Origin of the sequence: Kushneria konosiri (assembly GCF_002155145.1) — a bacterium.
Classification (GTDB): domain Bacteria; phylum Pseudomonadota; class Gammaproteobacteria; order Pseudomonadales; family Halomonadaceae; genus Kushneria; species Kushneria konosiri.
Genome location: NZ_CP021323.1, coordinates 2,794,722 through 2,808,201, shown reverse-complemented (window position 1 = coordinate 2,808,201; position 13,480 = coordinate 2,794,722). Strand labels below are relative to the sequence as shown.

At 61.6% G+C, this 13,480-nt stretch carries 9 protein-coding genes and 1 pseudogene; 5 read left to right on the top strand and 5 right to left on the bottom strand.

From position 1 onward, the window contains the following. Positions 1–26 precede the first annotated feature (26 nt). The 5 genes from B9G99_RS12955 to nagA form a co-directional block, all read right to left on the bottom strand. Positions 27–914 (bottom strand): glucosamine kinase nucleotide-binding domain-containing protein, encoded by an 888-nt coding sequence (locus tag B9G99_RS12955; RefSeq protein WP_086622529.1) that lies wholly within the window; start codon positions 912–914, stop codon positions 27–29. Continuing rightward, the gene (gene nagE / locus B9G99_RS12950; RefSeq protein WP_086622528.1) at positions 904–2,613 is read right to left on the bottom strand and encodes an N-acetylglucosamine-specific PTS transporter subunit IIBC; all 1,710 of its coding nucleotides are present in this window, start codon (positions 2,611–2,613) and stop codon (positions 904–906) included. The genes B9G99_RS12955 and nagE overlap by 11 nt, the downstream gene beginning before the upstream one ends. Next, complete coding sequence (ptsP, locus tag B9G99_RS12945; protein ID WP_086622527.1) at positions 2,603–5,215, bottom strand: phosphoenolpyruvate--protein phosphotransferase; 2,613 nt, start codon at positions 5,213–5,215, stop codon at positions 2,603–2,605. Before ptsP ends, nagE begins: the two co-directional genes overlap by 11 nt. 73 nt (positions 5,216–5,288) lie before the next feature. Next, positions 5,289–6,308: an SIS domain-containing protein gene (locus tag B9G99_RS12940; protein WP_086622526.1), complete on the bottom strand. Its 1,020-nt coding sequence runs from the start codon at positions 6,306–6,308 to the stop codon at positions 5,289–5,291. Positions 6,309–6,348: 40 nt separating this feature from the next. Beyond that, positions 6,349–7,449: an N-acetylglucosamine-6-phosphate deacetylase gene (nagA, locus tag B9G99_RS12935; RefSeq protein ID WP_086622525.1), complete on the bottom strand. Its 1,101-nt coding sequence runs from the start codon at positions 7,447–7,449 to the stop codon at positions 6,349–6,351. A 164-nt stretch (positions 7,450–7,613) separates the two neighbouring features. Between nagA and B9G99_RS12930 the strand changes: the two genes are divergently transcribed. The 5 genes and pseudogenes from B9G99_RS12930 (at position 7,614) to B9G99_RS12910 (ending at position 13,471) form a co-directional block, all read left to right on the top strand. Next, a complete protein-coding gene (locus tag B9G99_RS12930) occupies positions 7,614–8,240 on the top strand; it encodes an SDR family oxidoreductase (protein ID WP_086622524.1) in 627 nt (208 codons plus the stop codon). Positions 8,241–8,339: 99 nt separating this feature from the next. Further along, positions 8,340–10,297 (top strand): annotated as a pseudogene (locus B9G99_RS12925) (exoribonuclease II). A gap of 181 nt (positions 10,298–10,478) precedes the next feature. Beyond that, a complete protein-coding gene (locus tag B9G99_RS12920; RefSeq protein WP_086622523.1) occupies positions 10,479–11,618 on the top strand; it encodes a glycosyltransferase family 4 protein in 1,140 nt (379 codons plus the stop codon). Then, on the top strand, positions 11,611–12,384 hold the full coding sequence (locus tag B9G99_RS12915; RefSeq protein ID WP_086622522.1) for a DUF2334 domain-containing protein: 774 nt from the start codon (positions 11,611–11,613) through the stop codon (positions 12,382–12,384). Before B9G99_RS12920 ends, B9G99_RS12915 begins: the two co-directional genes overlap by 8 nt. A 70-nt stretch (positions 12,385–12,454) precedes the next feature. Then, positions 12,455–13,471 (top strand): lysylphosphatidylglycerol synthase transmembrane domain-containing protein, encoded by a 1,017-nt coding sequence (locus tag B9G99_RS12910; RefSeq protein WP_086622521.1) that lies wholly within the window; start codon positions 12,455–12,457, stop codon positions 13,469–13,471. The last annotated feature ends 9 nt before the right edge of the window (positions 13,472–13,480 follow it).

Sequence of the window (13,480 nt, the reverse complement as noted above, 5' to 3'; positions counted from 1 at the left end):
GGGCTGGCAGCTGTCTGCCAGCCCGGTCATGACGGGCACAGCTCGCCTGCCAGCTGTAATGCCCCGTCAACGCTGGCACCCTGAGCAGGCACCAGCCGGTGTTTGAGTGTTTCCGGTACACGAGGATTCAGTGCTGCGGCCAGACCGCCACACAGGGACAGCGGCAGCTGTCTATCCTGATCCAGCGCCTGGTACATCAGCGCGATATCCTTACCGGCCTGATCCAGCAGTGCCTGGGCGGCCGGATGATCACCGTATTCGATAACCACCGGTGCCAGCGCGGCAAAGCGGGTCTGGTCTGCGCTTGAAAGCCAGTGCGTCAGCGTGGCGGCACAGGTGACGGGCGCTGTTGAAAGCGACGACATTGCCTCGCACAGCGCGCGGGAAAAATCATCCGGAGAAACGCGGCCATCCAGCGCATGCTGGGCATGGCGACTCGCCCGCAGGCCCAGCCAGGCACCACTGGCCTCATCCCCGGATGGAAAGCCATAGCCACCCACGCTGACGCGTCGACCATCATTGTGCAGCGCCTCACCCACACTGCCGGTGCCCAGGGCGATAATGGCTCCTGGCTGCCCACGATGCGCCCCCACAAGAGTGGTGAAGGCATCGCTTTCCAGCCTCAGGCCTGCCAATGCCGGCGCAGCCTGCATAAAGGCATCTCGCCACGCCCACTGATTGGCGCCGGCCAATCCCAGTGCCAGTCGACACTGATGGGTAGGCAAATCGATGTCCAGTGCCTGCTGCGCACTTTTCAGCAGATCAAGAATGGTATGCCAAGCCTGAGTCACCCCCAGCGCCAGCCCGGAGGGGCCACCCGTGACTTCGACACAACGGCCCTGCCACTGCGCCCTCAACCGGGTACCACTGCCACCGCCATCCACCCCTGCCAGCAGCATGTCATCAGCGGCCATTGCGCTGAATCTCTGCTGCGAGCTGCTGCGCCACGATCCAGGCCTGCTCACCCAGAATCAGATGCAGACAGTGATCGCCCAGCGGCTGCACTCCGGCCGCGCCCAGCGAGGACAGCGCGCTGTGATCAAGTTGTGACGACGCTTCGACTTCAAGGCGCACGCGTGACAGCGCCACCAGTTCGCTGCGACGCAAATTCCCCACACCGCCCAGCGCCTCGAGCCAGCGAGAGAGATCGGCATCCTTCATCGACGTCTGGGCGGACGCGGGCTGCTCGGCAGACGGCGCCATGGTTCGGGCCGTCTCCGGCACCTCGACCGCCTTGCCGCGGGCCTTCATGGCCGCGCGGATATCCTCGGCCACGCCGTCGGCTATTGGCCCCATCACCACCTGCAGGTGACCGCCCTTGAGCTTGAGTACGCCTCTGGCACCCAGCCCCTTGAGTGTGGCCTCATCAATTTTCTCGACATCCTGCACCACCAGCCGCAGCCGCGTGGTGCAGGCCCCGACCGAGGTCAGATTGTCACCACCGCCCAGCGCCCTGATAAAGGCAGGGCCGCGCGCCGGCGCTTCTCCATTGTCTTCGACCACCACTGCCTGAGACACGTCCTCACGCCCCGGCGTTTTCAGATCGAAACGCACGATGGCCCAGCGAAAGATCATGTAATACAGCACCGCGTACAAAAGCCCGACCGGGATCAGCAACCAGCCACGGCTGGAGAGACCATAGGAGAGCAGATAATCAAAGGTGCCGGCCGAAAAGGTAAAGCCCAGCTTCACACCCAGCCAGCTCATCAGTGCCATTGAAACGCCGGTCAGCACGGCGTGCACTGCGTAGAGTGCCGGCGCGAGAAAGATAAAGGTAAATTCCAGCGGCTCGGTGATACCGGTCAGAAAGGCCGTCAGCGCCAGTGAAAAGAGCATGCCCCCGACCCGGGCGCGCTGATCCCTTGCGGCGGTGTGATACATCGCAAGCGCGGCCGCCGGCAGGCCGAACATCATCACCGGGAAAAATCCTGCCATGAAGCTGCCAGCATTGGGGTCTCCGGCAAAGAACCGATGCAGATCACCGGTGGCGCCTTCATAGTTGCCAAACACAAACCACACCAGCGAGTTAAGCACGTGATGCAGCCCGGTCACGATCAATAGACGATTGAGGGCGCCGTAGACAAAAAGCCCCAGCTCACCGGAGTCGATCATCCATTGACCGCTCAGATCGATGGCGTGCTGCACTGGCGGCCATACCCAGCCAAGAAGCCATCCCAGCGCCAGGGCCGTCAGACCGGTCACAATCGGAATAAAACGCCGCCCGGCAAAAAAGGCCAGATAGTCGGGCAGCGCGATGTTCTTGCAGCGGTTATACCAGAGCCCGGCCACGACGCCTGCGATAATACCGGCCAGCACCCCCATGTTGATGTCGGGATTGAGGGCTTCAAGCACCGCCGTGATCACCAGGTAGCCGATCGCACTGGCAAGCCCCGCGGCGCCGTTGCTGTCATCGGCGATGCCCACCGCCACGCCGATGGCAAAGATCAGCGGCAGATGTTCAAAAATGGCATTGCCCGCTTGGGCAATGAAGGCAATGTCCAGCAGATCGGGCTGGCCCATGCGCAGCAAAAGCCCCGCAATCGGCAGTACCGCAATCGGCAGCATCAGAGAGCGGCCCAGCTGCTGAAGCGCCCCCATGGGATCAAATCGCATCGTCAGGTGCTCCCCTGTCATTGTTGTTGGCAGTCGTCTCGTTCAGCCACTGCTCAAGGCGCTGTCGCAGCGTGACACTGTCGATCGGTTCATCGAGCCATCCACGTAATGCTCGGGCCAGCGCCGCGCGGTCCAGTCGTCGGATACCGGCCTTGACGGCGGCGACGCGTGCAGGCTCCACCGATAACTCGTCAACGCCAAGGGCGACCAGCGCCGCCCAGCCCTGCGGATCGCCTGCAGCAGCACCGCACACGCCCACCGGGCATCGGTGACTGGCGGCCCCCTTGACGGTCAGGTCGATCAATCGCAGTACGGCTGGGTGCAGCACATCGGCCCGCCCGGCCAGATCCGGGTCCTCGCGGTCCATGGCCAGGGTGTACTGGGTCAGGTCATTGGTCCCGATGGAGAGAAAATCTGCCACGCGGGCAATCTGATCGGCGCATACGGCGGCAGCAGGCACCTCGATCATCGCCCCCAGTTCGGGCCGACCGTCAAGGTTCATCTCACCTGCCAGAGCCTCGATGCGCTCACGTACGGCCACAAGCTCTGCCGCATCACACACCATCGGCACCATGATACGAAGACGATCCAGCGGCCTGACCTCAAGCAGTGCACGCAGTTGAACGTCCAGCAGCGCCTGATGACGCGCCATCAGGCGAACACCGCGCGTGCCCAGCGCCGGATTGGGGACCGAAGGCAGCGACAGATAATCGAGCTGCTTGTCGGCACCAACATCCAGCGTACGGATAATGACCCGGTGCGCACCCATGGCGTCCAGCGCCTGCTGATAACTCCTGCGCTGTGTCTGCTGATCCGGTGCCTGCGCATGCGCCATAAAGAGAAATTCGCTGCGCATCAGGCCAATGCCATCGGCGCCGGCATCAAACGCGGCGCGCGCTTCTTCCTGCCCTGCCACATTGGCACAAACCTCGATGGGCACATCATCGATCGTGCGCGCCGACTCGTGCGCCATTTGCTGCTCGGCCGCGGCCCGTATCCGGTTCTGTTCGACGCTCTCACGGGCCTCGATGAGCTGGTCCGGAGCAGGTTTGAAAATCAAGGATCCCCTGTCTGCATCCAGAATCACGTCACTGCCGTCCTGGCGGTCCATCACCTCTACAAGTTCTGCGCCCATGGCGGCCAGGCAGGGCAATCCCCGGGCGCGCGCCAGCAGCGCCACGTGCGAGGTTGTACCCCCACCTGCCAGACAGAGTCCGGCGGGCGAGACACGGTCCAGCGCCAGCAGCTGCGATGGCGTAATCTCTTCGAACATCACGATGGCGCCCGGCGCGATCTCGATGTGACCCAATGCGGCCGCCTCCGGCACCAATAGCGCCACCAGACGCTCCTGCAGATCCCGCAGGTCATCGGCACGTGCCGCCAGCAACTGACTCTGACTGCGGCGCAGCTCATTGATGCGACTTTCCAGCACTTCCCGCCAGGCAAAGGCGGCGCTGCGCCCGGCCCGAATATACGCCAGACTCTCCTCACGCAAAGCAGGATCATCCAGCCAGGCCTGATGCGCCTCCAGAATATCGGCTTCTTCGCGGCGTCCCTGATGGCGCGCCTGCTCGATATCAGTGGCCAGCGTGTCGTTGAGCGTATTGATCGCCTGCACTAGCGCCCGTTCGGTAGCCTCTGCATCCTCCTCACGGTCAGCATTGATCTCGATGCGTGAACGCCCAAAACGTATCAGCGGGCCTACGGCAAGTCCCGGGCTGGCCATCAGACCGTGACAGGTGGTGTCATCCCCCGTTGGCACGGTGTCAGCCCTGTCATCTGCCGACTCATCGTGGGCGGGATCATCCTCGACGGCTTCCGGCGTGGTCAAAAGGGCTGCGGCTTCTCCAAGGGCTGCAGCAGCATCCGCACCGCGCGCAATAACATCCAGCGTATCGCCATGGCGCAGGGAAAGGCCCATCAAGGCCGTCAGGCTGGCAGCATCGGCCTGATGTTCACCGCGCTCCAGCACCAGGGTGCAACCGTGCGCTCGGGCAATGGCGCGAAGACGCGCGGCCGGGCGCGCATGCAGCCCTGCTGCCAGCGCCAGTGTGACCTGCTCGCGGTATTCATTATTGCCGCCACCCTCCTTCCCGGTGGGCGATGCCTGCGAGGTGGCTACCAGCATCATCAACTCGGCACCCCGCTCGATCACACGTCCCACAGGTGCATCCATCAACTCACAGCGCCATCGGTCGTTGCTGGTCACCACCAGCGGCGTAATGAGACTCAACGCCCGGCAGGCCAGCAGATCCGCATCAAACTCCCACAGCAGATCGCCCCGATGGACGCGATCTCCCGGTGCGACATGCACGGTGATGCCTTCACCTTCCAGGTCCACGGTATCAAGGCCCAGATGAATCAGAAGATCGCAGCCCTGATCGGTCTTGAGGGTCAGAGCGTGGTGGGTGCGCGCCAGATGCACGATTTCCCCATCACAGGGCGCAAAGAGCTGGGACTCCAGAGGCTCGAGCGCGATGCCCGGCCCCATGGTCTGCTGGGCAAAGACAGGATCAGGCACCTGGTCAAGCGGTACCAGCACCGCTTTAAGAGGCGCATAAAGCGGCGTGCTGGCCAGCATCGGATCAGCGGTCTCGGACATGAGAGGGTCCTGTTGTCATTGTCATGGCGGGCGTCGTCATGGCCATCCTTTGAAACTTCACGCAGTCAGGCAGTCAGCGCGTCTGCGTGACCTTGTTGAGAAATTCGGGTCGGTCGGGATCATGCCCCGTTGCGCACGACAGCGCCTCAATCATCAGATAAAAGCTCTGAATGGCACAAAGTGGCGCCAGGGCTTCATGAGACGCGTCAGCAATGGTGAGATCCCGCGAGGTGACCGAAGCATCCGCGGCCAGCAGTACTCGCGCGCCCCGCGCGCGGAAGGTGTCGGACAGCTCGACCAGCCCTTTCTGAGCGCGCCCCCCTGGCGCCAGAATCAGCACAGGATAATCGCGCCCGACCAGCGCCATTGGCCCGTGCTGAATCTCGGCGCCGCTGAAGGCTTCGGCCTGAATGACGCAGGTTTCCTTGAACTTGAGCGCAGCTTCCTGAGCGATGGGCAGGCCGGCACCGCGACCGATAACCAAAAGCCTGTCCACGTCATGCAGTGCTTCCACGCCTTGGCTCCAATCAAGACGACAGGCCTGTGCCAGCGACTCCGGCAGCGCGTCCAGCGCGTCCAGCAGGGATTTATCCTGCCGCCAGTGGGCCATCAGTGACGCACTGGCCGAGAGTGTGGCCAGAAAGCTTTTGGTCGCCGCAACGCTTTTTTCTTCCCCGGCCTGCAGGTCGATCACGTGATCAGCGCCGTGGGCCAGCGGCGAATCCACGGCATTGACCATGGCAAGTGCCAGGGCACCGCCACCTTTCAGAGCCTTTTGTGCCTCGATCAGATCAAAGCTGCGTCCGGATTGCGACACGGACAGGGACAGGGTGCCATCAAGCTGCCAGGCGGTATTGTCCAGCGTACACAGTGACAGCGGCAAAGAGGCACAGGGTTGCCCGGTCATCTGCATCATCAGTCGGGCAAAATAGCCGGCCGCATGATCCGAGCTCCCACGAGCTACCGTCATGCCGGCGTGAAACGTTTGATGACGCAGCACTTCGCCCAGCTGCACCATGGTGTCGCGATTGATGCGCACCTGCTCGGCAATTCGTTGTGGCGCACTCAGCGCCTCGTCACGCATCAGGGACATGATGGCTCTCCCGGGCAAGGGTCAAAAAGGAAGGTACAGGTCACTGAAGCACCTCATGACCACCGACCCACACCTGCTGGACCTCGAGATCCGAGTCGAGCATCACGATATCGGCTCGATGGCCCGGCGCCAGCACACCACGATCGCTCAAGCCCAGATAACGAGCCGGCCACAGCGACAGGCGCTGGGACGCTTCCGCCAGCGTCAGTCCCAGACCGATCAGATTACGCAGCGCCACATCCATGGTCAGGGCACTGCCGGCCAGGCCCCCCTCGGCCAGTCGAACACTGTTGCCGCGCTTGAACACCCGATGCTCACCCAGCCGATATTCACCATCTGGCATGCCGGCGGCGGCCGTGGCATCGGTCACCACATAAAGGTGCGGTATGGCACGACGTGCGGCCAGTACGCCACCGGGTTCGACATGAATCAGATCACCGATCACCTCGGCGTAGTCGGCATGCGCCAGCGCCGCTCCCACCACGCCGGGTGCACGGTGGTGCAGACCGCTCATGGCATTATAAAGATGGGTAAATCCTCGGGCGCCCAGGCGAAGCGCTTCGACACACTGATCATGTGTGGCCGCGGTGTGGCCCAGTTGAACCCTGACACCCCGGCCGGCCAGCACTTCGATCAGGGCCATGTGCCCCTCGATTTCCGGTGCGATGGTAATGACCCGAATGGGCGCCAGAGCATTGAGCTCATCAAACGCCTCAAGTGTACCTGGCCGGGCATGGGGAGGCTGAGCACCCAGCATATCCGGGCTGATGAAGGGCCCCTCAAGATGCATGCCCAGGATGTCGGCGGCCTGTTCGGGCGGTGAGGCCAGGACCCTTCCGGCATCCTGGAAAGCCTTGATCAGCGCTTCGCGCGAGGCCGTCATGCTGGTACCCAGCAGACTGGTCGTGCCAAAGCGGGCATGCGTGCGGGCCAGCACGGCCAGAGACTGTCCACCTTCCATGAGATCGGCACCACCACCGCCATGAACGTGCAGATCGATAAACCCCGGAATGATTCGCGGGGCATCATTGTCATCAGGGTTCACCGGCGCTCCGCTGATGCCGACGATTCGACCCCGTCGGAGCATCAGCTCACCCTTGAACCACCCCTCCGGCGTCAGTATGTTGCCTTCAAGTGTCATCGCCCATGTCCCATTGTGCCCATTCATGTCATGCGCTGAAGTGTTCCGATTGATATCCGCTTACGACACCCCAACTCAATAAGAATGTATCTTCAGCGCTGCCTTGCCTTCAGGCAAGGTTTGCAGCTCCCTCGGACAAGATTCCCAGACAAGAGGTATCCGTCATGACCACATTAATCATCGGTGCCAATGGCCAGATTGGTCGACGCCTTTGCGAACAGGCCGCCCAAAGCGGTCACGCCGTACGTGCCATGGTACGTGACGAGCAACAAAATACCTTTTTTGACTCGATCGGCGTCGAGACTGTCATGGGCGATCTGACCGGCGATATGGATCACGTCTTCGAGGGCTGCGATCAGGTGGTCTTTACCGCCGGCTCCGGTGGGGCCACCGGGCTGGACCATACCCTGATGGTGGATCTCAACGGTGCCATGCGCGCCGTTGATCTGGCCCGGGAGCATGGTATTCGCCGGTTTCTCATGGTCAGCACGCTGCACGTCGACCCGCTCAAGGGCCCCGAGAAACTCAGGCCCTACCTGGTGGCCAAGCGCGCGGCAGACGCCTACCTGCAGGCCTCGGGCCTTGAACATGTCATCCTGCGGCCGGGTCGGCTCAGTGACGACCCCGGCACCGGTCACATCGAAACCGATCAGAGCAGAGCGAGCACCGGTGACGTCTCGCGTGACAATGTTGCGACCGCCATTTTGACGCTGCTCAAACGTCAGACCTCCGCCCCTGAAGAGATTGTTTTGCTCGAGGGTGACCATCCCATCGACCAGGTGCTGGGATAACGTGGCGGCCCTTGCCACCATCAAGTGGCAAGGGTGCCTCTTTCACCGGCTCCTGTGAGGCCTTATAGTGGGCCCCCGATTCCCCAACCGATTAACGAGATGCTCTCGAACAACAGCCAGCTCGCCCAGCTCAAGCAACAGATCCGTGAAAAAACGCCCCGCGTGACCGGTGTGATCAAGGCCACCGACAAGGGCTACGGCTTTCTGGAAACCGACGACGGCCAGTCCTTTTTCGTGCCGCCCCCGCCATGAAGCAGGTTGTACACGGTGATCGTGTCGAGGCCGTGCTCAATGAGGAGAAAGAACGCAAGAGTGTCGAGCCGGAAAGTCTGATCGAAGCCGGACTCAGTCGCTTCATCGGTCGCGTCAAAAAGCGTGACGGGCGTCTATCTGTCATTCCTGATCATCCCTCCATCAATACAGCGCTGCGGGCTCGCACCCATCGCAGTATCGAGGAGAGCTCGCTCAACGAAGGTGACTGGGTGGTGGTTCATCTGCTTCGCCACCCGCTACGTGAAAACGATCGCGGCTTTTTCGTCCAGGTCGATGAGATCATCGCCGAAGGGACTCATCCGTCCGTCCCATGGCGGGTCACGCTGGCGCGTCATGCGCTGGAGCAGGCCTCACCCGACGCCGGTGATCAATGGCCAATGCGTGAGGAAGGTCTGGAACGTCGTGATCTGACCGATGTGCCCTTTTTCACCATCGACAACGCCACGACCACCGACATGGACGATGCCCTCAGCGTCGAAGCACTGGACAACGGTCGCTTCCGCATGAAGGTCGCCATTGCCGACCCCACGGCCTATGTCGAACCGGGTGATCGCGTCGACCAGGAGGCCCGTCAGCGCGCCTTCACCGTCTATCTGCCGGGTCAGAACGTCACCATGCTGCCCGAGCCGCTGGCCGATGACCTGTGCTCGCTGAAGCAGGATGAAGACCGGCCCGCGCTGGTCTGTACGCTTGAAGTCGGTGCCGATGGCGTCATCGGTGAGTACCACTTTGAAGCGGCTACCGTACGCTCGAAGGCCCGCCTGAACTACGAGCAGGTCTCTGACTACATCGAGGCGCTTGAGGCAGGCACGACACCGGCCTGGACGCCAATGTTTGAACAGGGCGAGGCGCAGCTCAAGGCGCTGGCCGGCCTGACGCAGGCTCGCCAGAGCTGGCGTCAGCAGCATGCGCTGGTCTTTGCCGACCGCCCCGACTACGTCTTCAAGCTCGATGACACCGGCAACGTCCTTGATATCGTCACCGAAGAGCGTCGCATCGGCCATCGCATGGTGGAAGAGGCCATGATTGCGGCCAACGTCTGCTGCGCCGGCCTTCTCAGCGAGCACGTTGGCCATGGCATCTTCAACGTTCATCAGGGGATTGCCACTGAAAAGGCCGAGCAGGCTCAGGCATTTCTGGCCAGCCAGTCGGTTGAGGCGACCCAGGAACAGTTCAACGACATCGCCGCCTGGCGGACACTGCGCCATCAGCTCGATGAGCGCAAGGATGCCTGGCTTGATGCACGCCTTCGCCGCTTTCAGGGCTATAGCGTCATGCAGACAGAACCGGGCCCGCACTTCGGCATGGGGCTGCCGGCCTACGCCACCTGGACGTCGCCGATCCGCAAATACGGCGACATGATCAATCACCGCCTGATCAAGCAGGTGCTGCGAGGTGACGCCGAGCACGACAAGGCAGCCGAAGTGGCCGTGACCGACCACCTGAGCGAGCGTCGTCGCCTGAACCGCATGGCAGAGCGTGACGTCAAGGACTGGCTCTATGTCCGCTATCTGGCCGATGCCGTGACCAGCGAGACACCCTTTGAAGGCGAAATCGTCGACATTCGCCGCGGCGGCCTGCGTGTTCGCCTGCCCGCCAACGGTGCCTCGGCCTTTGTCCCTGCTTCCATGCTGCACACCGACCGTGACGCCGTCAGCATCGATGACAAGGAAGGTCTGATTACCATCGGCGGTGAATTGCGCTACCGTCTGGGCGACATGCTCAATGTCGTGCTGATTGAAGCCCGTGAAGAGACCCGGTCGCTGGTGGCACGCCCTGCCTGAACCACACGCTCGCCCTGATCATCAGGGCGAGCAGCTGTCGGCCTGACGACTACAGTCTGTTACCCGTTACAGCGGCAGTCATCAGATTGACACATTATACTAGGGCGCCTGCTGGTGACCTGCGCCCGGCAGTTATCCATTGTCCGATCAAATACGTGCGGTTCGAGGAGGGTTCGGCGTAGTGCATATTGCCGACATGACCATGTTTTATGCGCCATCCAGCGGTGGCGTGCGTACCTATCTCGATGCCAAACGCCGCCGTTTGAACGCAACCGACGATATTCGACATACGCTGCTGGTGCCGGGAGAGGCATATACGCGTCAGGAAGATGACCACCGGGTCAATGTGCCGGCGGCGCCTCTGCCGTTCAGCAATGGCTATCGCTTCCCCCTGACCCGAGGCCCGTGGCGTCGCGCCCTGCGCGATGTCAGACCGGATCTGATCGAGGCCGGTGACCCCTATACGGTGGGCTGGGCCGCCATTGCCGGAGCACGCGAGCTTGATATCCCGCTGGTGGCCTTTTATCACTCCGATCTGCCGACCATGATCAGCAACCGACTCGGCAACTGGTCGCGTCCGCTGATCAATACCTACATCAAACGGCTGTACGGCCACTATGATCGGGTGCTGGCCCCCAGTAACGTCATGGCGCAGCGTCTGGAAGGCCTTGGTATTCAAAACGTTCGCGTGCAGCCACTGGGCGTGGATCTAAAAACCTTTCACCCATCGCTTCGCGACGACAGCGTCAAGACCGAACTGGGGCTTTCCGAGGACACTCGGCTGCTGGTATTTGCCGGGCGTGGCTCACAGGAAAAGAATCTTCATATTCTGCTGGAAGCGATGCAAAAGCTCTCCAATGGCACATCGCCTCCCTTCCATCTGCTGCTGGTCGGCTCTTCCATGCCGACTCAGGTACCGGACAACGTCACGGTGATCAATCACTTCTGCCCGACCGCTGAAATCGCGCGCTATTTCGCCAGCAGTGATGCCCTTCTGCATGCCGGTACGCAGGAGACCTTTGGTCTGGTCGTACTGGAAGCCATGGCCTGCGGGATACCGGTCGTGGCGACCCGGGCCGGCGCTCTGGCAGAAAACGTACCGGAAGGCTGTGGCATGCTGTGTCAGCCACTGGACAGCGATGACATGGTACAAAACATTCATGCCCTGTTTGAAAACGACGCCAGAGTAATGGGTCAAAAGGCACGCGCGCACGTAGAGCGCCATCATGACTGGAACATTGTGGTGCAGGGTGTGACGCACCATTATCGAGAGCTGCTGGGCATCAGCACGACGGCCGAGGCGAGCGTACAACATGGCTGATCGCGAATTCGCACTGGTACTGCATGATATAGCGCCGGCCACCTGGCCCGATTATCGCTCCTTTGTCGAGGAGATCGATGGCATGGGCAACATTCCCATGACCTGGCTTGTGGTGCCTGACTTTCATCATCGCAGCAACACCTTTGAAGATGCCGGCATGCTGCGTCTTTTGCATCAGCGCATGGCACGTGGTGACGAGCTGGCGCTGCACGGCTTCTATCACTGCGATGACGCACCGCCCCCGCGTACACCGCGCGATTATTTCATGCGCAGACTCTATACCTACGAAGGCGAGTTCTACCCCATTGGCTACGATGAGGCGCTTGAACGCCTGGAACGAGGTGCCGAGCTCTTTCGTCGTGAAGACTGGCCGCTGGAAGGTTTTGTCGCCCCGGCCTGGCTTTTGGGTGAAGGTGCGCGTCGAGCACTCAAAACCCAAGGGTTCACCTACACCAGCGACCCGGAAAACCTTTACCGGCTGCCGGACTACACGGCCATCAAGGCGCCTTCGCTGGTCTGGAGCGCACGGAGTCGCTGGCGTCGTGGCATGTCCTGGGTCGTCAACGAGCGGGCCCGCCGACGTCATCGTCATGAACCGCTGATTCGACTGGGCCTGCATCCGGTCGATATGCGCCACGACATTTCACGACGCTACTGGATTGATACGATCCGTCGCCTGCTGGAGGAAGGGTATCAACCCACCACCAAAATCAGCTGGCTTCATCGTCAATCACATCCCAAACCAATGAACACGGCGACGTCATGACCTTGCACGCATCACTGCCATACGGTGGTGACATGTTCAGACTTGACCCACCTCCAGATCAGTTAACGTCATGAAAAGAACACTCTGGCTGCTGGTAGCAGGCCTTTTTGCCGTCATGGCCATCCCCGTGATGCTGGGCGGACGCGATCTGCTGCACCTGCTCCCCGGCTTTCCGCCCGGCATTTTTGCCCTGATGCTCGGCATGGTACTGCTGTGCTGGCTGCTCAACGGCGCCAAGCTCAGGGTTTTGCTGGCCGGGCGTGCCGGTGAGATGGGATTGATGAGGGCCACTGGAACCGTCATGGCCACCGAATTTGCCATCTGCGCGACCCCGGGGGGCAGCGGCGGCCCGCTTACCCTGATCGCCCTGCTGACCCGTCGTGGCGTTCGCCCGGCACAAACCACGGCCGTTTTTGCCGTGGATCAGATCATCGATCTGCTGTTTTTTCTGTGTTCCATGATCGCCATGATGATCTATGTCATTACCCGCTCCATCGATGCCAGACTGGGCTGGATGCTGGTGTTGCCGATGGCCCTGCTGTGTCTGGCTTTGCTGGGTGTGGTCCTGATGGGGCTCTACCATCGCCGCTTTCTGGTGATCTCCGGCAGGCTGCTGAGCAAAATGAAGGTCAGCCCGCGACTACAGCAGACCATGGTCAGGCGCATTCTGATCTTCAAGAAGGCCTTTACCGAAACCCTGCGGCTCCCTCGCTCGGCTCTGGCACTGGCCTTTGGGCTGGGCATTGCCCACTGGATCGTGCGCTACAGTATTTTATTCGTCACGCTTTATGGACTGAATCAACATCTGGACTGGGCGTGGACCTTCCTGGTACAGATGCTCTCCATGGCGGCCGGTCAGCTGACGCTGCTACCAGGCGGTGCCGGCGGCGCCGAGCTGTCCTCCTCGGCACTGCTCGCGCCCATGGTGGGCCAGAGCACCGCCGCTGCCGCCATCCTGATCTGGCGGGCAGTGACCTATTACTTCTATCTCATCGCGGGCGCCCCCATCTTCATGCTGATGGCCGGGCGCCCGCTTCTGAAAAAGGTTTTTGAAGGCCGCAAGGCAGCCAAACCTTCAGACCTTTGATTTTCGATA

Bases quoted from the DNA above. Each gene is read 5' to 3' on its own strand.
- B9G99_RS12910 (WP_086622521.1), top strand. From the start codon at position 12,455: ATGAAAAGAACACTCTGGCTGCTGGTAGCAGGCCTTTTTGCCGTCATG.
- B9G99_RS12955 (WP_086622529.1), bottom strand. From the start codon at position 914: ATGGCCGCTGATGACATGCTGCTGGCAGGGGTGGATGGCGGTGGCAGT.
- B9G99_RS12940 (WP_086622526.1), bottom strand. From the start codon at position 6,308: ATGTCCCTGATGCGTGACGAGGCGCTGAGTGCGCCACAACGAATTGCC.
- B9G99_RS12930 (WP_086622524.1), top strand. From the start codon at position 7,614: ATGACCACATTAATCATCGGTGCCAATGGCCAGATTGGTCGACGCCTT.
- nagE (WP_086622528.1), bottom strand. From the start codon at position 2,613: ATGCGATTTGATCCCATGGGGGCGCTTCAGCAGCTGGGCCGCTCTCTG.
- ptsP (WP_086622527.1), bottom strand. From the start codon at position 5,215: ATGTCCGAGACCGCTGATCCGATGCTGGCCAGCACGCCGCTTTATGCG.
- B9G99_RS12915 (WP_086622522.1), top strand. From the start codon at position 11,611: ATGGCTGATCGCGAATTCGCACTGGTACTGCATGATATAGCGCCGGCC.
- nagA (WP_086622525.1), bottom strand. From the start codon at position 7,449: ATGACACTTGAAGGCAACATACTGACGCCGGAGGGGTGGTTCAAGGGT.